Consider the following 21,684-nt stretch of genomic DNA (forward strand, 5'->3'; position numbering starts at 1 on the left):
CTTATATTTTTTCTGTTGAAAGTTCCACATGATGAGGTCCTTTATTGATAATTTTCCCAATTAAAAGCAAAAACAGCATTCCGAGTAAAAGATACAATCCTATAAAACCTAATAAAGTAAATAAGGTATTCCCAGATGAAACGGTTGGCGATGCACCGGCTGCGGTTCGCATTAAATTGTAAACGAGCCATGGCTGTCTTCCTAATTCCGCGGTGTACCAACCTGTAGTATTGGCAATATACGGAAACGGCATCATAAACATAAGCGACCATAATATCCATTTGGTTTCGAACAGTTTACCTCTAATTAATTGAAAAAGAGAAAGAACCATCAAACCAATAAATACCGTTCCGAGTCCGACCATAATATGATAGGCATAATACAAACCTGAAATATTTGTCGGATGTAAATCTTCTTCAAATTGATCCAAACCTTTAATTTCCTGATCCCAGTTTCCGTAAGTAAGGAAACTCAGAATATTAGGAACGGCGATTTTATTGTCCAGTTTTTTGTCTTTGACATCAGGCTGACCGATTAAGACAATTTCAGAACCTTTTTTCTCGGTATGAAAAATTCCTTCCATTGCGGCAAAAGTTACGGGTTGATATTTTACTACATTTTTAGCCAGTAAATCTCCCGTTGGAACTGCGACAATTATACTCGAAATCAATCCGAAAATAACGCCTGTTTTAAGAAACAATTTTCCGAAAGAAACATTCTTCTGACTCAAAATATAAAAAGCACCAATTCCCGCTACGATAAAAGAGCTCGTCACCAAAGAAGCGGCCTGATTGTGCAGATAAGAAGGCCAAAGCCAAGGATTTAAAAATAAAGCCTTGAAATTAGTTAGCACAAATTTTCCGTTTGCCAGAATTTCATAACCCACCGGATTCTGCATCCACGAATGTGTGGCTATAATCAAATAACCGCTGGCCCAGGAACCAATCATGATTAATACTCCGGTTACAAAATGCCATTTATGTCCGAGGATTTTTTCTCCAAATAAAAAGATACCGAGAAATGAGGATTCTAAAAAGAAGGAGAACATCCCTTCCATCGCCAATGTCTGACCGATAATGCCACCGGTTAATTCAGAGAATTTAGCCCAATTGGTTCCGAATTGAAACTCCATTGGAATACCGGTTACGACGCCCATAGCAAAATTCAGGGCAAAAATTTTCATCCAGAAATGCGTGGCGTGATTGTATTGTTCATTTTGAGTTTTAAGATATTTCCATTTGAAATAAACAATGATCAAAGAAAGACCCATTGTTAGCTGCGGAAAAAGGTAGTGAAAGGTAATCGTGAAGGCGAATTGCATTCGGTCATAAAAAAGCATTTCTTCCATTATAGTGGTATTTGGTTTTATGAAGTTCCACAAATTTACCCATTAAAACCCGAAATCCCTGCCTTTAAAAAAAGTTTATATGCTGGTATTTGTTAAACTTTTCAACAATTTTGAAAAATTTAAAAGCTAAAATATTAAACACATAGAGACATAGGATTTTGGAAACGTAAAAAGGCGTTTCACTTGCTTCAAAACACATAGCTATGTGTCTTTAAATTAGTGAAACGCCTTTTTTTAAGCTATGAAAAACTATGATTCTATGTGTTTAAAATTTATTCATTTTTCAAAATTCCGTTTGCAACACTTTCATTTATTAAATCTTCCGCGTAATTCCATAAAGTTGTAGAGCCTTCTTTTATGACGCTCTTTTTTTCGAAAACCTTTTTATAGGGCACGTCAAATTCCTTCCAGGTTCCTCCGTTGTTGGATGTATTTTGCAATAAAGGCTCTAACCTGTCCATCGATTTTGCAAACTTGGCTTCATTGGTTTCACCAGCTTCAAATTCTTCCCAAATGGCAATCATATCCTCTGCTTGTTTTTTCGGAAGCAAACCAAAAATACGATTCGCTGCTAATCGTTCTTCATCGCTATTGGAATGATTTACTTGAGTATCATATAGAAAAACATCTCCGGCGTCGATTTCTACAATATCATGAATTAAAACCATCTTTACTACTTTCAAAACATCAATCGGTTCATTTGAATGTTCTGCTAAAACGATCGCCATCAATGCCAAATGCCAGCTGTGCTCTGCATCATTTTCATTTCGGTCGCTGTTAAAGAGCTTCGTTTTTCGCTGAATGTATTTTACTTTATCAATCTCTTTTATAAAAGCAATTTGATCCAATAACGCTGTTGTGTTCATATAAAGTATATTATGTAGTAATCCTGTAAAATTACAAAATACCTGATCTTTAATCAAATTGCTTTTCCGTTGATTTATTCTTTTAACCTATTTCGTTTTTTCTTTCTTTTTTTTGGAAAACTCGAATTTCTGTAACATTAGTCACTTATTTTACGAAAAAACAAAGTTACCTTTGTACATCATATTTAAGATTTCATATCATGAAAATTGAACAAATTTACACCGGATGCCTTGCGCAAGGTGCATACTATATAACGTCAAATGGAGAAGCGGCGATTATTGATCCACTTAGGGAAATTCAGCCTTATTTAGATCGTTTAGAACGCGATGCTGTAAAGCTGAAATACATTTTTGAAACGCATTTCCACGCTGATTTTGTCTCAGGCCATATTGACTTAAGTAAAGAAACTGGAGCGCCAATTGTTTACGGACCAAATGCGGCTTGCGAATTCGACTGCATTTCAGCAAAAGACGGACAAGAATTTAAAATCGGAAATATTACGATAAAAGCACTGCATACTCCAGGTCATACCATGGAAAGCACAACGTATTTATTGATTGACGAAAACGGAAAAGATCACGCGATTTTTTCTGGAGATACTTTATTTATAGGCGATGTTGGCCGTCCGGATTTAGCGCAAAAAGCGGCTGGAATGACACAAGATCAATTGGCTGGAATTTTATTTCACTCGTTGAGAGATAAAGTGATGACTTTGGCTGATGATGTAATTGTTTATCCGGCGCACGGTGCGGGAAGCGCTTGCGGGAAAAACATGAGTAAAGAAACCGTTTCAACAATCGGGAATCAAAAAGCAACCAATTATGCTTTGCGTGCCGATATGAGCGAAGCCGAATTTATTAAAGAAGTTACCGACGGATTACTACCTCCTCCAGCTTATTTCAGTATGAACGTAGCCATGAATAAAGGTGGTTACGAAAGCTTCGAATCGGTTTTGCATAATGGAATGAAAGCAATAAAAGCAGAAGATTTTGAGGCTGTTGCCGAAGAAACCGGAGCTTTAATTTTAGACACCAGAAAAAGCGGTGATTTTTATAAAGGATTTATTCCGCAATCTATTAATATTGGAATTAACGGAGATTTTGCACCGTGGGTTGGAACTTTGATTGCCAATGTAAAACAACCTATTATATTAGTAACCGAAAATGGTTTAGAAGAAGAAACCGTAACACGTTTAAGCCGTGTTGGTTTTGATTCGATTATCGGACATTTGGAAGGTGGTTTTGAAGCCTGGCAAAAAGCAGGTTTTGAAGTAGATACTGTAAATAGAATTTCAGCAGACCAATTTGCTTCTGAATTTAAAATTGAAGAAGATAAAGTTATTGATGTTCGCAAAGAAACGGAATATGAAGCAGAACATATCGAAGACGCTTACAGCAAACCTTTGGCTTATATTAATGACTGGGTCAAAGACATTAATCCAAAGGAGCATTTTTACTTGCATTGTGCGGGAGGCTACAGAAGTATGATTGCGGCGTCGATTTTACAAGCGCGCGGTTTCAGAAACTTTACTGAAATTGACGGCGGTTTTGGAGCCATTGCAAAAACAGATATTCCAAAATCAGATTTTGTTTGCCAAAGCAAAGTCCTGAAAGCATAATTTTTTACCATTAAGATATTAAGTTTATTAAGTAACTGTATCTTAAAAGTATTGAACATAAATTTTTTACCATTAAAATATTAAGAGAATTAAGCAAGTGATACTTAATTTTTCTTATCAAGTTTCATTAAGCTGCTAAATCTTAATTTCCTTAATATCTTAATGGTAAAAAAAATAAAAATCTAATTTTTTTTTTTTAACATGAACCTACTCGAAATTATTAAAGAACCTTGGCCTTGGTACGTTGCAGGTCCGCTAATTGGACTGACTGTTCCTATTTTGTTGATTATCGGAAATAAATCTTTCGGGATTAGCTCGTCTTTAAGACATATTTGTGCGGCTTGTATTCCGGCGAATATTTCATTTTTTAAATACGACTGGAAAAAAGAAAGCTGGAATTTATTTTTCGTTTTCGGAATTTTTCTTGGCGGAATTATTGCTGCTTATCTTTTAGCAAATCCAAATCCGGTTGAAATTACGCCGCAGCTTTCGGAGCAATTGGCTTCATATGGCATTACGGATCATTCCGGATTATTGCCAAAAGAATTGTTTTCATGGGAAAGTTTATTCACACTTCGTGGTTTTATCATGATTGTCGTTGGCGGATTTCTAGTTGGTTTCGGAACGCGTTACGCTGGCGGATGCACGAGCGGACATGCGATTATGGGAATTTCAAATTTACAATGGCCTTCATTAGTAGCGACAATCTGTTTTATGATTGGCGGCTTTATTATGGCAAATTTGATTTTACCTTATATTCTTGCTCTTTAGAACATTCTTTCACTTTAAAATTTCAAAAATGAATAATTTAGAAAATAAAAATACCGATACAGAAGGAATCAACGCAAGTCAATTGAAAGATTCAGGTTTGTCAAACTTAAAATATCTTTTGGTTGGAATCTTTTTCGGAATTGTATTCGTAAAAGCCGAAATCATCAGCTGGTTCCGTATTCAGGAAATGTTTCAATTGCAGTCTTTCTTTATGTATGGCGTAATTGGAAGCGCGGTTGTTGTTGGCGTAATTTCAGTTCAGATCATTAAAAGATTTAACATCAAAACCATTCACGGAGAAAAAATCGAAATTCAGCCAAAGGTTTTCAGTAAAGGACAAATCTACGGAGGACTGATGTTCGGATTTGGCTGGGCGATTACCGGAGCTTGCCCTGGACCTTTGTTCGCTCAAATTGGGACTGGAGTTACCGTAATTGTGGTTACTTTATTAAGTGCGATTGCAGGAACCTGGTTTTATGGTTTAATTAAAGACAAATTGCCTCACTAATACCTTATATAATTAGATTAAAAAAATGAGTATAACAGCATTACAATTAAGAAAAGCAACTCTTGCAGAAGTACCTCAAATTTGGGAAATTATACAAGATGCTATTGAACAAAGACGATTAGAAGGAAGCAAACAATGGCAGGATGGTTATCCAAATGAACTTTCCATCACAAATGATATAAATAATGGTTTTGGATATGTGCTTACAGAAAACGAAACTATTTTATGTTACGCTGCGATTATTTTCGACATAGAACCGGCTTACGAAGAAATCGAAGGCAAATGGCTTACTAACGGCGATTATGTTGTTGTGCATCGTGTAGCTGTATCCAAATTGGCAAAAGGAAAAGGCATTGCTACCAAACTTTTTGAACACGTTGAAGGTTTAAGCATTGAAAATAATGTTTACAGCATTAAGGTAGACACTAATTTTGACAATGTTCCAATGTTGAAAATATTAGACAAATTAAACTATACTTATTGTGGTGAAGTCTATTTTAGAGGTGGAGCACGAAGAGCATACGAGAAACAATTATCATAAGTAAGATAAAGTTAAGATTACATATTAAACCCGACAGATTTTGAAAACCTGTCGGGTTTGTTTTATACTGTGCCCGCGTGAGGGATAGAAGCTGGCTACCGAAGTAGCGCGTATAGCCCGACAGCATCCCGATGAGAGGGCGTATACGCGCAAAGTAAATTTGCCCTCTCATCGGGATGGTGGCACGCCCTACTCAATATCAATGTCAATGTCAATGTCAATGTCAATGTCAATGTCAATGTCAAAAATCAATTTCAATTTCAATGGCAAAAATCAATTTTAATTTCAAAATTATTTTCACTTTAAAATATCGTTAACATCATTAAAACATTATTATAATTTAAAATTTTTACGTTATTTTTACATTAATTACATAGGATAAGTATAGTTGTAAATTTTGCTATAATCGAATTAACGAAAATTTAACATCACATTTGTATATACAACTATTAAAAGTTATACATTTGTATATACAAATTATACACTTACGACTATGACAATTGAAGAGGTTATAAAAAGTACAGTAAAGCTGGATAATGCGAAAAAAGTTATTCTGAATATCATGTACACGCAGAATGTGATTCACGATCATTTTAACGAGTTGATAAAACCGTATGATTTATCTGGAGAGCAATATAATGTGCTACGTATATTAAGAGGACAAAAAGGAAAGCCGGCTAATATGTGTGTGATACAGGAACGCATGTTGGCAAAAACAAGTAATACAACACGCTTAGTAGACAAACTTTTACTAAAAGATTATGTTACCCGAAATGTTTGCCCGGACAACCGACGAAAAATTGAAGTTCTAATCACACAAAAAGGATTAGATATATTAAAAGAATTAGATCCGAAAGTAGATGAGCACGAGCGCGCGTTTGCTAACAATATAAGCCAGGAAGAATTAGAATTATTGAATCAGTTATTAGAAAAATACAGAACCCAACAAAATTAATATTATGAGTACACTATTAGAAAATCTAAATTGGAGATACGCAACCAAAAAATTTGATGCAACTAAAAAAATCTCTGCTTCAGATTTAAATACTTTAAAAGAAGCTGTTAGACTAAGTGCTTCTTCATACGGATTACAACCTTACAAAGTTGTTATTGTTGAAAATCCGGAAATTAGAGAAAAATTAAAAGCTGCGGCTTACGGACAAACTCAGATTACAGATGCATCGCAATTGTTTATATTTGCTAATGATTTAAATCTTGGCGCGGTTTCTGTAGACGATTACATCAAAAACATTAGCGAAACAAGAGGTGTTCCTGCTGATGCTTTGGCTGGATTCAGCGACATGATGAAAGGTACTATTGCAAATTTATCAGATGACAACAAAAACATCTGGACAGCAAAACAAACTTATATCGCTTTAGGAACTTTATTAAGTGCTGCTTCTGAATTAAAAATTGATGCAACTCCAATGGAAGGATTTAATGCTGCGGCATTTAATGAAATCTTAGGTTTTGACAAATTAGGTTTAAATGCTTCAGTTATTGCAACTGTTGGTTACAGACATGATGAGGACGACGCTCAGCATTACAAAAAGGTTAGAAAATCTCACGAGGAATTATTTATCACTATATAATTATTATTAATCCAAAATCAATTTTAACAAAATGAAAAATTTCAAAACAATTGCAATAGCATTATTCGTAGCGGTGGCTAGTATTTCAGTAAATGCTCAAACTAAAAAAATCGACGTAAAAGCATCTACTATCAAATGGGTAGGTAAAAAAGTAACTGGAGAGCACTCTGGAACTGTAAACTTTAAAGACGGAGCTGTAGTTTTCAAAGGAAAAAAATTAACTGGAGGAAGCTTTACAGTTGATATGACTTCATTAACTGCAACTGACTTAACTGGAGAATACCAAGGAAAATTGAATGGTCACTTAAAAGCTGACGATTTCTTTGGAACTGACAAATTCCCAACTGCAAAATTAGTTTTCAAAACTATCGGAGCTAAAGCAACTGACGTTTATACTGTAACTGCTGATTTAACTATCAAAGGAATCACTAAACCAGTAACTTTTGACATCACTGTAGCTGGAAACACTGCTACAACTGCTTTCAAAGTTGACAGAACTAAATACGGTATCAAATACAACTCTGGTAACTTCTTCGAAAATTTAGGAGACAAAACTATCAATGACGATTTCGAATTGACAGTAGCTTTAAAATTCTAATTTGAGGCTTACTAATTCTTTACAAAAAAACCTGAATGAAAGTTCAGGTTTTTTTTTGCTTAAAAACTACATTTTCATAACTCACTCTTTTTTAAAGACATATATTACAAAAAGATATTTTTTTTTTGTTAAATTTGGTTAATGCATCGAGTAAAGTATTTCTAATTAACTAATGAAATAAATATAGCCAAATGTCAAACCTTGTATTTCTACTCCCAAACATCGCAAAGAAATACAAAAGTATTAGTGTCAAACTTTTTTTAATCGCATTCACCTCCTTATCCTCTGTATCTGGTATTTCTCAAAATACAACAAGTAAATTGGATTCGATTGTTAAGGAATTGGGAATTAAAGATAAAGCTTCTCTCATTTTACTTAAAGGCCAAGCCGAAAGAGAAAAAAAAATGAGGGAGGAAAAATACATTAACTATCAAAATGTTCAAAAACAAAATAGGCTTTTCAATTTAATTGAACTCGAAATTCAGAATGCAAAATTTCTTTTAACCAAAGGATTCAATTACAAAGACGTTGCCGGAGAAATTTACCAATTAAAAGATTGGGAAGAATTTGCTGTTAAGGGAATTGTTGGAAGAAAATTTAGAGTTTTAACGGATCGAAATCTTAGTTCTACTTCTATTCTTCTTGACGAATTATTAAACCGCTCCACTGATCGTTTAAAAAAAATCAGCCTTGAAAACCAACAGCTCAGCAGAACTCAGGAAAAAATAGATTCTCTGGTTGCGCAAAAAAATCTATATTACATTCCGAGCGATTCTGTTTCAAGAGAAATTTACCGCCTTCAATCCGAAAGGACGAGTAAGGATATCACACTGATTTCTGAAAGGTTAAAAAATGCAGTCGACAGCATCCAGACATTGGAAATTATGGGCGACCAGTTGAAATACAAAATTGAATCGGATATAATTGAAAATAACAGGCTCAGAAGATTAGAACTCGATCAATTGTTTACCAAAAAAGTGCCTGTTTTTGAGCGCCCCCTTATTAATATTGATCCCTTTGCTACTTCTATCAGAACAAATGCGCTAGTAATGTATTTTTATTTGATAAACAATAAAAATTCAATCCTCACAATGTTGCTTTTGATAATTGGAACTGCGATATATTTCAGATTGCAAAAAGGAAAGTTTATTGATCTCGGCTTTAAAAAAGAAATGTTAGTTGACATCAATATATTAAACAGCCCTATTTCTGCCGCTATTTTGATTGTGTTGAATTTATATCAATTTGTGCTTCCAATGCCACCACTAATTTTCTCTATAATTATCTGGACAGTATCAACTATTGCATTGGTCATAATGATGCTGCACACGATAAGGACATTTGTATGGAGAGTAATGATTTCCATCTTTATCCTTAATTTACTAGCCTTTTTTGATATTATAATACTAATTCATTTTGTCGGAGAATCATTTTTAATTTTAGCAATAAATATTCTTGGTATCGGAATAGGGGTTTATTCCTTCCTAAACAGAGCCAAATTTCAAAGAAAAATCTATTTATGGTATATTCTTGCAGGCGCTATTCTTCAATTATTCTCCTTCTATTATTTGGTAAACGGCCACTATAATTTAGGGAAATTTTTAATGACAAAAGCCGTTTATTGCGTAGTGGTAATTTTTTCTCTTTACCATACTTTAATAGTTGTAAAAGAGATTAATTTGGTTTCTCAAATTTTAAAAACAACCGACGAAGATAGTTCGAAGAAAACAATAAAAGGCATCCCGCATAATTTTAGCTTTAGCTTCTATCTACTGCTTTTTGTTGCGTGTTTTATACTGATGATTAGAAATACCTATATTTTTCAAAGCATCATTGATCCTTTTAGAAACTCTATTTCCGAGACAAGAAATATTGGAAATATCTCCTTCACATTTGAAAATATAATCATATTCATTCTTATTATTTTATTGTCTGGTTTTATTTCAAAGGTAGTTTCCTTTTTAGCCAGCGATAATCAGGTTATTAAAAACAAAGACAAGGCTAAAAACATTGGAAGCTGGATGTTTTTATCAAGAATTACAATTGTAACTGTCGGTGTTCTCGTTGCATTTGCGTCGACCGGAATTCCGTTAGACAGAATAACACTAATCATAAGTGCACTTGGAGTTGGTATAGGTTTTGGTATGCAAAGCCTTGTCAACAACTTAATAAGCGGATTAATTATTGCCTTTGAAAAACCGGTAAATCTAAACGACATTATTGAAGTAGGCACACAATCCGGAAAAATGAAATCAATTGGTATTCGAAGCAGCGTTGTAACTACATACGACGGAGCTGATGTAGTGATTCCAAATGGAGAATTACTAAATCAAAATTTAACCAACTGGACTCTGGGCAGCAACCAGCGACGATCACAAATTCGATTTGGAGTTGCCTATGGAACCGACTTAGAATTGACAAAAAAAATACTTTTAGAAATAATTGGTAAGAATAAAAATATTCTATTAAAACCGGCACCAACGATTTGGTTTACCAAATTTGGAGATAATTCGATTGATTTAGTGGTAATGTATTGGATCAAGCATTTCGATTTTGACTATGATGTTAAAAGTGAAATGATTATAGCCATTGACAAAGCATTAAAACAAAACAAAATTGTAATACCGTTTTCACAACAGGATATTCACATTATAAATAAAAATACAGACCCTGAAGATTAAAGCGTTTGTGTTTAGGCTCACAAATCATTCTCAATTCTACGTTAAAACAGTTTAATTTACAATTGTCACTCTTTAATAAAAGAGATTTTCTTTTCAAAAACATAACGTTCTTAATACTTAAATAACACTTTGGTAATAGCTTATCATGCTTTGATTAACATTCGGCTTCTAATTTTGGGCAACTAAAAAAAGAAACTAGAAATTCAAATCACAGTTATGAAAACAAAACTACCAATTGCAATTCTAACGCTGCTGAGCAGTTTTTTTATACAAGCACAACAACAACCAAAAGGAATTACCGGTACCTCCAACTGGATGTCCAACTGGACCACTTTTAATCCAGCTAAAATAGAATACAACGAAGCAACCAATATCATTGCCGGAACGATAGATAAAGATACCCGATTAACAAAACGCAACACCTATCAGCTTGTTGGCGTAGTTTATGTTACCAATAACGCTACTTTAACCATTGAACCCGGAACCGTTATTCGAGGCGATGATAAAACCTGTGGAACCCTTGTTATTACAAATGGCGCGAAAATTATGGCAGAAGGTTTAGAAACTGATCCTATCGTTTTTACTTCAAACAAAGAAATTGCAGAAAGAAAACCAGGCGACTGGGGCGGAATTATCATTCTTGGAAAAGCTCCGATAAATACTATTGGCGGAATTCATATTCTTCCTTTTGATTTAGAACCAATGTTAAATCACTACGGAGGTCAGGATGCTGAAGACAACTCCGGAATCTTAAAATATGTAAGAGTTGAATATGCAGGCAGAAAATTAAGTTCGCTAAAAGAACTTAACGGAATTTCGTTAGCAGGAGTTGGAAGAAAAACGGTCTTAAGCAATATTCAGGTTAGTTATTCTAATGATGATTCTTTTGAATGTTACGGAGGTGAGTTAAACATGAATAATCTAATTTCCTATCGCACTACCGATGATGATTTCGATTTTACTCAGGGAGCACAAATCAACATAAATAACAGTATCGCCATTCGTCACCCCTTTTCATCAGACGTTTCCGGGTCAAGATGTTTTGAAGTTGACTCTTATGATAAAATAGGAAATACAGATATGACTAAAAAATTAACTAAAATAAATGCGAGCAACATCACTTTAGTTAATTTAGAAGAAAACAATCAGGGATTGGTTAGGGAATCTATTTATGTTAGAGAAAATACTTTTTTTAATCTGTCTAATAGTATTGTTTCAGGCTTTACTCCTTTTGTTTTACTGGAAGGAAATATTGGAGACGGCGAAGCTAATCTATCGAAAATAACATTCAAAAATTTAATAATTAACAATTGTAATGGTGGAATTACCAGCGAATCCGGAAGTGCAAACCCGGCAATTCAAGGATTTTACGGAAATCCAACTTTCTTCCTGGATTACACTAAACTTAAAAATAGCGAATTGTTTTCAATGCCCAATATTAAAGGCAATCCCGACTTTAGAATGAACCAAAACAACACAATTGCTATTGGAAATTAAGGATTTAAAAATCATCGTTTCTTTTGAAATTTAACAAATTTTCAAATTAAGAAAAGATTTTTTTAAAATTTTATGTCTCCTATTCCAATTTACATTTATATCTTTGTGACATCAAAATAAGAAAATGAAAACATTAATGAACAATACTTGGTGGTGGAAGAATTTACGTCAAACGTCGTGAACAAAGCTTCCTATGGTATTGTAAAACTATAAATATAAAAGGCTTGTCATCACGACAAGCCTTTTTTTTTGGCCAAAACTAAACTGAAATATTCTAAAAATTAAAAAACTATATACATTGAAACCTTTTATACTCAACACACACTACAAACAAATCCTGGCAGATACCATCACGCCGGTAAGTATTTATTTTAAAATCAGAGATAAATTTCCAAACAGTTTATTATTGGAAAGTAGTGACTATCACGGAAATGATAACAGTTTCTCTTACGTTTGCTGCAACCCGATTGCGACGATTAAGATTGAAAACGAAATCATCTCTAAAACTTTTCCTGATGGAACTACAGAACAAATTGCTATTGATGCTTCGACTAATATTCCGCAAGTAATTCAGGAATTTTCGAGCCAGTTTAAATCGGAGAAAAATGATTTTAAATTCATTAATAACGGTTTATTCGGATACATTTCTTATGATGCTGTTCGCTATTTTGAGAAAGTTTCAATTGCTAAAAAAGACAGTGCGACTTTAATTCCAGATGTTTTTTATGCGGTTTATCAAAACATTATTGCGATCAATCACTTCAAAAATGAAGCCTACATCTTTTGTCATAGTGTTGATGGAAAAAACAACATTTCTGAAATTGAGCAATTGTTACAATCAAGAAATATTGCTTCTTATAAATTCACCAAAGAAGGCGAAGGTTTTTCTAACTTAACTGATGAGGAATTCAAACACAATGTGGCTTTGGCAAAGAAGCATTGTTTTAGGGGCGATGTATTTCAATTGGTTTTATCACGTCGTTTTACACAAGGTTTCAAAGGTGATGAATTCAATGTTTACAGAGCTTTACGCAGTATAAACCCATCTCCTTATTTATTCTTTTTTGATTATGGAGATTTTAAAATATTTGGGTCTTCGCCCGAAGCACAAATTATCGTAAAAAATAGAAAAGCAGAAATTCACCCAATCGCCGGAACGTTCAAAAGAACTGGAAACGATGAACATGATGCGGTTCTAGCCAAACAACTTTCTGAAGATAAAAAAGAAAACAGCGAACACGTAATGTTGGTCGATTTGGCCAGAAACGATTTAAGCCGAAATGGACATGACGTGAACGTAGAGAAATACAGAGAAGTTCAGTTCTTCTCACATGTTATACACTTAGTTTCGAAAGTTACGGGACATTTACACGAAAAAGCCACAACGATGCAAGTGGTTGCAGATACCTTTCCAGCCGGAACTTTAAGCGGAGCACCAAAACACAGAGCGATGCAATTGATTGAAGATTACGAAAAAACAAATCGTAATTTCTACGGAGGCGCAATAGGTTTCATGGATTTTGATGGAAACTTTAATCACGCCATTATGATTCGAACTTTCTTAAGCAAAAATCATCAATTGCATTGCCAGGCCGGAGCCGGAATTGTTGCCAGCTCTGACGAAGAAAGTGAAATGCAGGAAGTTTATAATAAATTAAGAGCTTTGAATACAGCGCTGGAAATGGCAGAGAAAATATAGTAATCAGTATTCAGTTTTTTAGTATTCAGTCGCAGAGAAAGAAATACAGAATATTCAGCGTTATGTCTCCCGAGGTTGAAACCTTGGATAATGTTTGAAAAGCAAATATGAAAAGAATGCTTTATAAGCATAGCCAACGGTTTCAACCGTTGGAGATAAGGATTGACAAAACCCGATGAAACAATAAAAAAACAAACCATAAAAACCATAAATAATCATGAAAAAAGCAGTTTCAATTTTATTTTTAATCATTACTATAACCTCTTGCAATTCGGAAAAAAAAGAGAATCCACTTGAAGGAACCTGGCGTCTCATATCAGCTGAAACCACAGAAAAAGATTCGACTTTCTCGACTTTCAATCCAAAAACAAAAATGATTAAAATTATAAATGATACCCATTTTGCTTTCTTTAATCATGATTTGAATAACGGAAAAGACAGTACAGCAGCAGTATTCTTTGGCGGAGGCGGAAAATATACTTTGAAAGATAGTGTTTACACCGAGAATCTGGAGTACTTCAACAACCGTCAATGGGAAAATGGAAAATTTGAGTTCGTAGTAAAAATCAAAAATGACACACTTACTCAAAAAGGAATTGAAAAAGTAGAAAAATTAGGCATCAATCGAATTATTACAGAAAAGTACGTTCGAGAAAAATAAAAAAAAATAGTTTCAGGTTTTCTTTGTTTCAAGTTTCAAGTTACTGAAACTTGGCAACTCAGAACCTTAGTAACTTAGCACCTCAAAAAAAATGAAAAAAATATTAGTTATAGACAATTACGATAGTTTCACTTATAATTTAGTACACTATTTAGAAGATTTAAACTGCGAAGTAACCGTTTACAGAAATGACGAATTTGATATTGACGAAATCGCAACTTTCGATAAAATATTACTTTCTCCGGGACCTGGAATCCCGGACGAGGCAGGTTTATTAAAAGAAGTAATTCAGAAATACGGACCGACAAAAAGCATTTTGGGTGTTTGTTTGGGACAGCAGGCTATTGGAGAAGTTTTTGGCGGAACGCTTTCAAACCTTGATAAAGTATATCACGGTGTGGCGACAAATGTAAAAACGGTAGTTTCAGATGAAATTTTGTTCGAAGGTTTAGGAAATGAATTTGAAGTAGGAAGATATCATTCGTGGGTTGTTGATGCTAATTTACCAGATGTTTTAGAAGCAACTTCAATAGATGAAAACGGACAAATTATGTCGCTAAGACACAAAACTTTTGACGTAAGAGGCGTTCAGTTTCACCCGGAAAGTGTGTTGACTCCAAAAGGGAAATTGATATTAGAGAATTGGATAAAGAGTTAGAGGTTAGTCAAAAGTTTTAAAGTCGAAAGTCATAAAGTCAATACATAGAATTTAATCTTTCTTATTAAAACTAAAACATTTAATCAACTTTATAAAAAACATCAAGTTCGAAGACTTTAAGACCTTCGACTTTAGACTTTAAGACTTATGGAAATAAAACTTTCAGAAACAAAAGAAATCAACATTCAAGACATTTTGATTTTATACAAAGCCAATGAATGGAGTTCGGCAAATAAACCAAATGAATTATATAATGGTCTTTTGAATTCAGAGACTTTAATAACAGCTTGGGAAGGAAAAAAGTTAGTTGGTCTTGGGAATGCAATTTCTGATGGATTTTTAACGGTTTATTATCCTCATTTATTGGTGCTTCCTGATTATCAGGGAAAGGGAATCGGAAAAATGATTGTCGATAAAATGCAGGAGAAATACAGTCACTTTCACATGCAAATGTTAACCGCAGACGGAAAATCAGTTGATTTTTACAAAAAGAACGGATTCGAAAGAGCCGGAAAAACAGAGCCCATGTGGATTTATCAGGGAAATGAACATTAATAAATTAGTCGTAAAGTCTGAATGTCGAAAGTCATAAAGTCAAATGCGGCGCGAAAAATTATAGATAGAAAAAACTAAAAATATCAAAAGTCAAAATACTTTAAGACTTTCGACTTTTGACTTTAAGACTCACATAAATGAAAACTATATTAAATAAATTAATCAACCACGAAGTGCTTACAAAAGAAGAAGCCAAAGACGTATTGATTAATATCTCAAGTGGAAATTATAATCCAAGTCAGATTTCGGCATTTTTGACCGTATTTATGATGCGCAGTATTACTATTGACGAGCTTTCGGGATTTCGTGAAGCTTTATTAGAATTGTGCATTTGTGTTGATTTATCAGCTTATAATACCATCGATTTATGCGGAACGGGTGGCGATGGAAAAGATACTTTTAACATCTCCACTTTAGCATCGTTTATATCAGCAGGAGCAGGAATAAAAGTGGCAAAACACGGGAATTACGGAGTATCCTCTATTTCAGGATCAAGTAACGTAATGGAAAAAATGGGAATTAAATTCAGTAACGATCCTTCCTTTTTGGAAAAATGTATTGACAAAGCCGGAATTTGCGTTTTACACGCTCCCCTATTCCACCCGGCAATGAAAAATGTTGGGCCAATCAGAAAAGAACTGGCGGTAAAAACGTTCTTTAATATGTTGGGGCCAATGGTAAATCCGTCGTTTCCACAAAATCAATTGGTAGGCGTTTTCAATTTGGAACTAGCCAGAATGTATGCTTATTTATACCAAAATACTGATATCAATTTCACAATACTTCATTCGCTTGATGGATATGACGAAATTTCCTTAACAGGGCCAACCAAAACGATAACATCACATATGGAAGGTATGTTAAACCCTTCTGATTTTGGAGTTAGACTTCTATCTCAAACTGAAATTGAAGGTGGGAAAACAATCGAAGAATCAGCAGAAATGTTCACTAATATCATTTCAGGAAAAGGAACGGAAGCTCAAAACAATGTGGTTTTAGCCAATGCCGCAATGGCAATTGCAACTGTCACCAAATGTTCTCCGTTAGAAGGATTTGAATTAGCAAAAGAAAGTTTATTCTCAGGAAAAGGATTAAAAGCACTGACAACGTTACAAGAATTAAGTAAATAAAAAACAAACACAAATTTCACGAATTTGCACTAATAAATTTGCGCCTTTGTGTCTTTGTGGCAAAAATAACAACATGAATATTTTAGATAAAATAATATTTGATAAACAGCGAGAAGTCGTTCTTAAAAAATCAATCATTCCCGTTTCACAATTGGAAAGTTCAGTATTTTTTGGAAGAGAAACGATTTCTTTAAGTCAAAAACTGAGAACAAGTTCAACTGGAATTATTGCAGAACACAAACGCCGTTCTCCATCAAAATCAGTAATCAATCATAGTTTTACGGTTGAAGAAGTAGTAAAAGGATATGAAAATGCAGGAGCGTGCGGAATTTCAGTTCTAACTGACGGAAAATATTTTGGAGGCTCTTTAGACGATTTGCTTTTGGCAAGAGCAAGTGTAAATATTCCGCTTTTGCGAAAAGAATTTATTGTTGATGAATACCAGATTTTAGAAGCCAAAGCTTTTGGAGCCGATTTAATTTTATTGATCGCAGCCGTTTTAACGCGTGAAGAAATCAAATCCCTATCTGAATTTGCAAAGAAATTAGGCTTAGAAGTTTTACTTGAAGTTCACAATCAGGAAGAACTGGAAAAATCGATTATGCCGAGCTTAGATATGATTGGCGTAAACAACAGAAACCTAAAAACGTTTGAAGTAAGTTTGGATTTCAGTAAACAACTGGCAGCACAAATCCCGAATGATTTTGTGAAAGTCTCAGAAAGCGGCATCTCATCAATAGAAGCAATTTCAGAATTAAGGCCTTATGGTTACAGCGGATTTCTAATTGGAGAAAACTTCATGAAAACAGACAACGCCGGCGAAGCCGCAACACAATTTATAAATAAGCTAAGTCTATAAAAATTTGCCACAAAGTCACTAAGGCGCAAATTTAATTTGTGCTACTTCGTGAAATTAATGGTAAAAATAAAAACTTTGTGTCTTAGCGCCTTCGTGGCAAAAACATCAAAAAAAATGAAACTCAAAATATGCGGAATGAAATATCCTGAAAACATACTCGAAGTAGGTGCACTCCTACCCGATTATATGGGATTTATTTTCTGGGAGAAATCCGCGAGATACTTTAACGGAGAAATTCCGGAACTGATAGAAACGGTCAAAAAAGTGGGCGTATTTGTAAATCAGTCTCAGGAAGAAATTCTGGAAAAAGTTCAGAAATACAATTTACAAGCCGTTCAATTACACGGAAATGAGGCTGTTGAATTTTTATTAGAATTAAAAAAACAATTACCAAAAAAAATCGAAATCATAAAAGCATTTTCTGCTGATGAAAATTTTGATTTTGAAACCATAAAGCCTTTTGAAGCGGTTGCTGATTTTTTCCTTTTTGATACCAAAGGAAAACTGCCAGGCGGTAACGGAACCACTTTTGACTGGACGATATTAAAAAAATACAAGTCTGATAAACCATTCTTTTTGAGTGGCGGCATCGGAATAAATGAATTAAAAGCGATCGAAGAAATTTCAAAAAGTAATTTACCTATTTATGCTATTGATGTAAATAGTAAATTTGAAATCGAACCGGGGCTGAAAAACAAAAATCTATTTAGCAATTTCAAACGAAAATTTGATGTTGCCAACTTTTAAACTTGAAACGAAATGAACTTTAACGTTAACGAAAAAGGATATTACGGAGAATTTGGAGGAGCTTACATTCCCGAAATGTTATATCCGAATGTAGAAGAATTACGTCAGAATTATTTAAAAATAACAAGCGAACCCGATTTTAAAACTGAATTTGATCAGTTATTAAAAGATTATGTTGGACGCCCTAGCCCGCTTTATTTTGCGAAGCGTTTATCTGAAAAATACAACACCAAAGTCTATTTAAAAAGAGAAGACTTAAATCATACCGGCGCGCACAAAGTCAACAATACAATTGGACAAATTTTGGTTGCTAAAAAATTAGGCAAAAAAAGAATTATAGCTGAAACCGGAGCTGGTCAACATGGTGTTGCTACGGCTACAGTTTGTGCTTTAATGGGAATGGAATGTATCGTTTATATGGGCGAAATTGACATTGCGCGCCAGGCACCAAATGTGGCTCGTATGAAAATGTTAGGTGCAGAAGTTCGTCCGGCACTTTCGGGTTCAAAAACGTTGAAAGATGCCACAAACGAAGCGATTCGTGACTGGATAAACAATCCGGTTGACACCCATTATATTATTGGATCAGCTATTGGCCCGCATCCTTATCCGGATATGGTTACGCGTTTTCAAAGTGTAATTTCCGAAGAAATAAAATGGCAGTTAAAAGAAAAAGAAGGTCGCGAAAACCCTGATTATGTTGTAGCTTGCATCGGCGGAGGAAGTAACGCAGCCGGAACCTATTACCACTTTTTGCACGAGCCACAAGTTGGAATCATAGCTGTTGAAGCTGCAGGAAAAGGTGTTGACAGCGGCCACAGCGCAGCAACAAGTAAATTAGGAAAAGTAGGTGTTATTCACGGTTGCAAAACCCTTTTGATGCAAACTCCTGACGGACAAATTACCGAGCCGTATTCGATCTCGGCTGGTTTAGATTATCCTGGAGTTGGTCCAATGCACGCGCATTTAGCACAAACCGGACGCGGAGAATTTTTCTCTGTTACCGATGACGATGCAATGAATGCAGGTTTGCAATTGACTAAATTAGAAGGAATTATTCCAGCGATCGAGAGTGCGCATGCATTTGCAGTTTTAGATCAAAAGAAATTTAAACCAACAGATATTGTTGTCATCAGCCTTTCGGGACGTGGTGATAAAGATTTAGACAATTATATTGATTATTTTAAGTTGTAAAATAAAACGAGAAAATCATAATTATGGAAAAGTTATTCTCTTACGGAACATTAAGGTCAAAGCAGATTCAAATGCAGCTTTTTAATAAAGTATTGACTGGAACTAAAGATCAACTTTTGAATCACAAACTGAAAAGTCTGCAGATCGAAGAAGAATTTGGAATGGCCGATTATGTTGTAGCAGTACCAACAGAAGATGCTACAGATCCTATACATGGTATTGTTTACAATATTTCACCTTCGGATTTAGCTAAAATAGACATATTCGAATCTAATGCTTATAAAAGAGTTGAAGTTACATTGAACTCAGGAATCGTTGCCTGGATTTATATAGAAAATTAATAACACCAGAAATGATTCTAGCAGCAGCACAAACAAAACCAACCAGGGGAAATATTGAAGCGAATTTAGAAGATCATTATCGTCTTATCGAATTGGCGGTGCAATACGGAGCACAATTAATAGCATTTCCCGAAATGTCTATTACAGGTTACGAAAGAGAAAATGCTCAAAAACTGGCTTTCAAAAAAGACGATTCACGACTGGATCATTTGAAACATCTGGCTTCTAAAAACAATATTATTATTGTTGCCGGTGCTCCAATTCAAATCGAAGATCAAATGTTCATTGGAGAATTTGTTATTGCTCCTGATAATTCAGTCTCCATTTATACGAAACAGTTTTTACATGAAGGTGAAGATGAGTTTTTTCAACCTTCCTTTGATTATAATCCGATGATTACAATTGAAGATCAAAAGATTTCATTTGCCATTTGTGCGGATATTGATAATCCACAGCATCCTGAAAATGCCTGTAAAAGAGCAACTGATATTTACATAGCCAGTATTTTTTTTACACCAAACGGGATTCCGAATGCATATCGCGATTTGCAAAGTTATGCTGAGAAACATAAAATGAATGTTTTGATGTCTAATTTCAGTGGAGAATCATGGGGTTATCCTTCAGCAGGTCAAAGTGCTTTTTGGAATAATAAAGGTGAATTGGTTGGACAAATGAATGACTCGGATTCTGGACTATTATTAGTTGAAAATAAAAATGGCAATTGGACAAGCAAAGTTATCAAGATTTAAAAAATAATGCCACAGATTAAAAGATTTTCATTGATTACTGCCTGAAATTTATTTCACGCAGATTTAAATAGATTTAGGCAGATTGGCGCAGATTTATTTTAACAATTTTTAATTAAATCTGCTCTAATCTGCAGAATCTGCGTGAAACAAAAATCTACGTAGCTGGAAAAAGTAACTTAATAAAATACCTAACAGGTTTTAAAAACCTGTTAGGAGAAAAACATAAAAGAAATGAACAGAATAACTCAAAAATTACAAGAAGATAAAAAAATACTTTCTATCTATTTTTCTGCCGGATATCCTAACTTAAATGATACGGTTCAGATTATTCAGGATTTAGAAAAAAATGGCGTTGACTTAATCGAAATTGGCTTGCCTTTTAGCGATCCTTTGGCAGATGGCCCAACGATTCAGGCGAGTTCAACAACGGCGCTTCATAACGGAATGACGACTCAAATACTTTTTGATCAGCTGAAGAACATCCGCGAAAGCGTAAAAATTCCGTTGATTATCATGGGCTATTTTAATCCGATGCTGCAATATGGAGTTGAAGCCTTCTGTAAAAAATGTGCAGAAATTGGTATCGACGGTTTAATTATTCCGGATTTACCTGTTGATGTTTATGCAGACGAGTACAAAGCTATTTTCGAAAAATACGGATTAATAAACGTGTTTTTGATAACACCACAAACTTCAGACGAACGAATTCGTTTTATTGACAGCGTTTCAAACGGATTTATTTATATGGTAAGTTCTGCTAGCGTTACCGGATCTCAATCTGGATTTGGAAATATTCAGGAAAGTTACTTTGAGAGAATCGGGAACATGAATTTGAAGAATCCTCAAATTGTTGGTTTTGGAATTTCGAATAAAGAAACTTTTAATCAGGCTACGAAATATGCAAAAGGTGCTATTATCGGAAGTGCTTTTATTAAACATTTGAGTGAAAGCGGTTCACAAAAAATTGCAGCGTTTGTTGGAGATATTCGCTAATTAAATGTAATTTACAGGGATTTTTAAGTTAATTTAAAATCCGTGTTATGATCAAACATTTGATAATTTGTAAAAAA

Annotated in this window: 22 protein-coding genes; 20 read left to right on the forward strand and 2 right to left on the reverse strand. The window is 34.3% G+C overall.

What is annotated here, in order from left to right; all coding sequences use genetic code 11:
• Position 1: 1 nt before the first annotated feature.
• Together BUA98_RS12260 and BUA98_RS12265 are read right to left on the reverse strand one after the other, a co-directional pair.
• The gene (locus BUA98_RS12260; protein WP_072972864.1) at positions 2-1,348 is read right to left on the reverse strand and encodes a cytochrome ubiquinol oxidase subunit I; all 1,347 of its coding nucleotides are present in this window, start codon (positions 1,346-1,348) and stop codon (positions 2-4) included.
• A 272-nt stretch (positions 1,349-1,620) separates the two neighbouring features.
• Positions 1,621-2,214 carry an HD domain-containing protein gene (locus tag BUA98_RS12265; RefSeq protein WP_072972866.1) on the reverse strand — a complete coding sequence of 198 codons (594 nt, stop codon included), beginning with the start codon at positions 2,212-2,214 and terminating at the stop codon, positions 1,621-1,623.
• Between the two features lie 200 nt (positions 2,215-2,414).
• Here BUA98_RS12265 and BUA98_RS12270 point away from each other — a divergent pair, with 200 nt between their 5' ends.
• From BUA98_RS12270 to trpA, 20 genes are all read left to right on the forward strand, one after another.
• On the forward strand, positions 2,415-3,833 hold the full coding sequence (locus BUA98_RS12270; protein WP_072972868.1) for an MBL fold metallo-hydrolase: 1,419 nt from the start codon (positions 2,415-2,417) through the stop codon (positions 3,831-3,833).
• 201 nt (positions 3,834-4,034) lie between these two features.
• On the forward strand, positions 4,035-4,604 hold the full coding sequence (locus BUA98_RS12275) for a YeeE/YedE family protein (RefSeq protein ID WP_072972870.1): 570 nt from the start codon (positions 4,035-4,037) through the stop codon (positions 4,602-4,604).
• 28 nt (positions 4,605-4,632) lie between these two features.
• Positions 4,633-5,112 carry a DUF6691 family protein gene (locus BUA98_RS12280; RefSeq protein ID WP_072972872.1) on the forward strand — a complete coding sequence of 160 codons (480 nt, stop codon included), beginning with the start codon at positions 4,633-4,635 and terminating at the stop codon, positions 5,110-5,112.
• A 25-nt stretch (positions 5,113-5,137) separates the two neighbouring features.
• The gene (locus BUA98_RS12285; protein WP_072972873.1) at positions 5,138-5,653 is read left to right on the forward strand and encodes a GNAT family N-acetyltransferase; all 516 of its coding nucleotides are present in this window, start codon (positions 5,138-5,140) and stop codon (positions 5,651-5,653) included.
• Positions 5,654-6,146: 493 nt separating this feature from the next.
• Complete coding sequence (locus BUA98_RS12290) at positions 6,147-6,608, forward strand: MarR family winged helix-turn-helix transcriptional regulator (protein WP_072972875.1); 462 nt, start codon at positions 6,147-6,149, stop codon at positions 6,606-6,608.
• A 4-nt stretch (positions 6,609-6,612) separates the two neighbouring features.
• A complete protein-coding gene (locus BUA98_RS12295; RefSeq protein WP_072972877.1) occupies positions 6,613-7,245 on the forward strand; it encodes an NAD(P)H-dependent oxidoreductase in 633 nt (210 codons plus the stop codon).
• Positions 7,246-7,276: 31 nt separating this feature from the next.
• Positions 7,277-7,843, forward strand: a complete 567-nt coding sequence (locus tag BUA98_RS12300) for a YceI family protein (RefSeq protein ID WP_072972879.1) — start codon at positions 7,277-7,279, stop codon at positions 7,841-7,843.
• Positions 7,844-8,034: 191 nt separating this feature from the next.
• Positions 8,035-10,524: a mechanosensitive ion channel family protein gene (locus BUA98_RS12305; protein WP_086065269.1), complete on the forward strand. Its 2,490-nt coding sequence runs from the start codon at positions 8,035-8,037 to the stop codon at positions 10,522-10,524.
• A gap of 216 nt (positions 10,525-10,740) precedes the next feature.
• Complete coding sequence (locus tag BUA98_RS12310) at positions 10,741-12,021, forward strand: hypothetical protein (RefSeq protein ID WP_072972882.1); 1,281 nt, start codon at positions 10,741-10,743, stop codon at positions 12,019-12,021.
• A 298-nt stretch (positions 12,022-12,319) separates the two neighbouring features.
• Positions 12,320-13,720 (forward strand): anthranilate synthase component I family protein, encoded by a 1,401-nt coding sequence (locus tag BUA98_RS12315; RefSeq protein WP_072972885.1) that lies wholly within the window; start codon positions 12,320-12,322, stop codon positions 13,718-13,720.
• A 217-nt stretch (positions 13,721-13,937) separates the two neighbouring features.
• Positions 13,938-14,381: a hypothetical protein gene (locus BUA98_RS12320; protein WP_072972886.1), complete on the forward strand. Its 444-nt coding sequence runs from the start codon at positions 13,938-13,940 to the stop codon at positions 14,379-14,381.
• A gap of 91 nt (positions 14,382-14,472) precedes the next feature.
• Positions 14,473-15,039, forward strand: a complete 567-nt coding sequence (locus tag BUA98_RS12325; RefSeq protein WP_056195974.1) for an anthranilate synthase component II — start codon at positions 14,473-14,475, stop codon at positions 15,037-15,039.
• 147 nt (positions 15,040-15,186) lie between these two features.
• The gene (locus BUA98_RS12330) at positions 15,187-15,594 is read left to right on the forward strand and encodes a GNAT family N-acetyltransferase (RefSeq protein ID WP_072972888.1); all 408 of its coding nucleotides are present in this window, start codon (positions 15,187-15,189) and stop codon (positions 15,592-15,594) included.
• Positions 15,595-15,731: 137 nt separating this feature from the next.
• Complete coding sequence (trpD, locus tag BUA98_RS12335; RefSeq protein WP_072972890.1) at positions 15,732-16,724, forward strand: anthranilate phosphoribosyltransferase; 993 nt, start codon at positions 15,732-15,734, stop codon at positions 16,722-16,724.
• A gap of 73 nt (positions 16,725-16,797) precedes the next feature.
• Entirely contained in the window at positions 16,798-17,583 is a 786-nt protein-coding gene (gene trpC / locus BUA98_RS12340) for an indole-3-glycerol phosphate synthase TrpC (RefSeq protein ID WP_072972892.1), read from the forward strand.
• 114 nt (positions 17,584-17,697) lie between these two features.
• Positions 17,698-18,330, forward strand: a complete 633-nt coding sequence (locus tag BUA98_RS12345) for a phosphoribosylanthranilate isomerase (protein WP_072973304.1) — start codon at positions 17,698-17,700, stop codon at positions 18,328-18,330.
• A gap of 12 nt (positions 18,331-18,342) precedes the next feature.
• Positions 18,343-19,524: a tryptophan synthase subunit beta gene (trpB, locus tag BUA98_RS12350; protein WP_072972894.1), complete on the forward strand. Its 1,182-nt coding sequence runs from the start codon at positions 18,343-18,345 to the stop codon at positions 19,522-19,524.
• A 23-nt stretch (positions 19,525-19,547) separates the two neighbouring features.
• Positions 19,548-19,865, forward strand: coding sequence for a gamma-glutamylcyclotransferase family protein (locus tag BUA98_RS12355; protein ID WP_072972896.1), 318 nt, complete (start codon positions 19,548-19,550; stop codon positions 19,863-19,865).
• 11 nt (positions 19,866-19,876) lie between these two features.
• Positions 19,877-20,614: a carbon-nitrogen hydrolase family protein gene (locus BUA98_RS12360; protein WP_072972898.1), complete on the forward strand. Its 738-nt coding sequence runs from the start codon at positions 19,877-19,879 to the stop codon at positions 20,612-20,614.
• A gap of 231 nt (positions 20,615-20,845) precedes the next feature.
• Positions 20,846-21,607: a tryptophan synthase subunit alpha gene (gene trpA, locus BUA98_RS12365; protein ID WP_072972900.1), complete on the forward strand. Its 762-nt coding sequence runs from the start codon at positions 20,846-20,848 to the stop codon at positions 21,605-21,607.
• Positions 21,608-21,684: the final 77 nt, after the last annotated feature.

The organism is Flavobacterium saccharophilum (assembly GCF_900142735.1).
Classification (GTDB): domain Bacteria; phylum Bacteroidota; class Bacteroidia; order Flavobacteriales; family Flavobacteriaceae; genus Flavobacterium; species Flavobacterium saccharophilum.

Bases quoted from the DNA above. Each gene is read 5' to 3' on its own strand.
- BUA98_RS12260 (WP_072972864.1), bottom strand. From the start codon at position 1,348: ATGGAAGAAATGCTTTTTTATGACCGAATGCAATTCGCCTTCACGATT.
- BUA98_RS12265 (WP_072972866.1), bottom strand. From the start codon at position 2,214: ATGAACACAACAGCGTTATTGGATCAAATTGCTTTTATAAAAGAGATT.
- BUA98_RS12270 (WP_072972868.1), top strand. From the start codon at position 2,415: ATGAAAATTGAACAAATTTACACCGGATGCCTTGCGCAAGGTGCATAC.
- BUA98_RS12275 (WP_072972870.1), top strand. From the start codon at position 4,035: ATGAACCTACTCGAAATTATTAAAGAACCTTGGCCTTGGTACGTTGCA.
- BUA98_RS12280 (WP_072972872.1), top strand. From the start codon at position 4,633: ATGAATAATTTAGAAAATAAAAATACCGATACAGAAGGAATCAACGCA.
- BUA98_RS12285 (WP_072972873.1), top strand. From the start codon at position 5,138: ATGAGTATAACAGCATTACAATTAAGAAAAGCAACTCTTGCAGAAGTA.
- BUA98_RS12290 (WP_072972875.1), top strand. From the start codon at position 6,147: ATGACAATTGAAGAGGTTATAAAAAGTACAGTAAAGCTGGATAATGCG.
- BUA98_RS12295 (WP_072972877.1), top strand. From the start codon at position 6,613: ATGAGTACACTATTAGAAAATCTAAATTGGAGATACGCAACCAAAAAA.
- BUA98_RS12300 (WP_072972879.1), top strand. From the start codon at position 7,277: ATGAAAAATTTCAAAACAATTGCAATAGCATTATTCGTAGCGGTGGCT.
- BUA98_RS12305 (WP_086065269.1), top strand. From the start codon at position 8,035: ATGTCAAACCTTGTATTTCTACTCCCAAACATCGCAAAGAAATACAAA.
- BUA98_RS12310 (WP_072972882.1), top strand. From the start codon at position 10,741: ATGAAAACAAAACTACCAATTGCAATTCTAACGCTGCTGAGCAGTTTT.
- BUA98_RS12320 (WP_072972886.1), top strand. From the start codon at position 13,938: ATGAAAAAAGCAGTTTCAATTTTATTTTTAATCATTACTATAACCTCT.
- BUA98_RS12325 (WP_056195974.1), top strand. From the start codon at position 14,473: ATGAAAAAAATATTAGTTATAGACAATTACGATAGTTTCACTTATAAT.
- BUA98_RS12330 (WP_072972888.1), top strand. From the start codon at position 15,187: ATGGAAATAAAACTTTCAGAAACAAAAGAAATCAACATTCAAGACATT.
- trpD (WP_072972890.1), top strand. From the start codon at position 15,732: ATGAAAACTATATTAAATAAATTAATCAACCACGAAGTGCTTACAAAA.
- trpC (WP_072972892.1), top strand. From the start codon at position 16,798: ATGAATATTTTAGATAAAATAATATTTGATAAACAGCGAGAAGTCGTT.
- BUA98_RS12345 (WP_072973304.1), top strand. From the start codon at position 17,698: ATGAAACTCAAAATATGCGGAATGAAATATCCTGAAAACATACTCGAA.
- trpB (WP_072972894.1), top strand. From the start codon at position 18,343: ATGAACTTTAACGTTAACGAAAAAGGATATTACGGAGAATTTGGAGGA.
- BUA98_RS12355 (WP_072972896.1), top strand. From the start codon at position 19,548: ATGGAAAAGTTATTCTCTTACGGAACATTAAGGTCAAAGCAGATTCAA.
- BUA98_RS12360 (WP_072972898.1), top strand. From the start codon at position 19,877: ATGATTCTAGCAGCAGCACAAACAAAACCAACCAGGGGAAATATTGAA.
- trpA (WP_072972900.1), top strand. From the start codon at position 20,846: ATGAACAGAATAACTCAAAAATTACAAGAAGATAAAAAAATACTTTCT.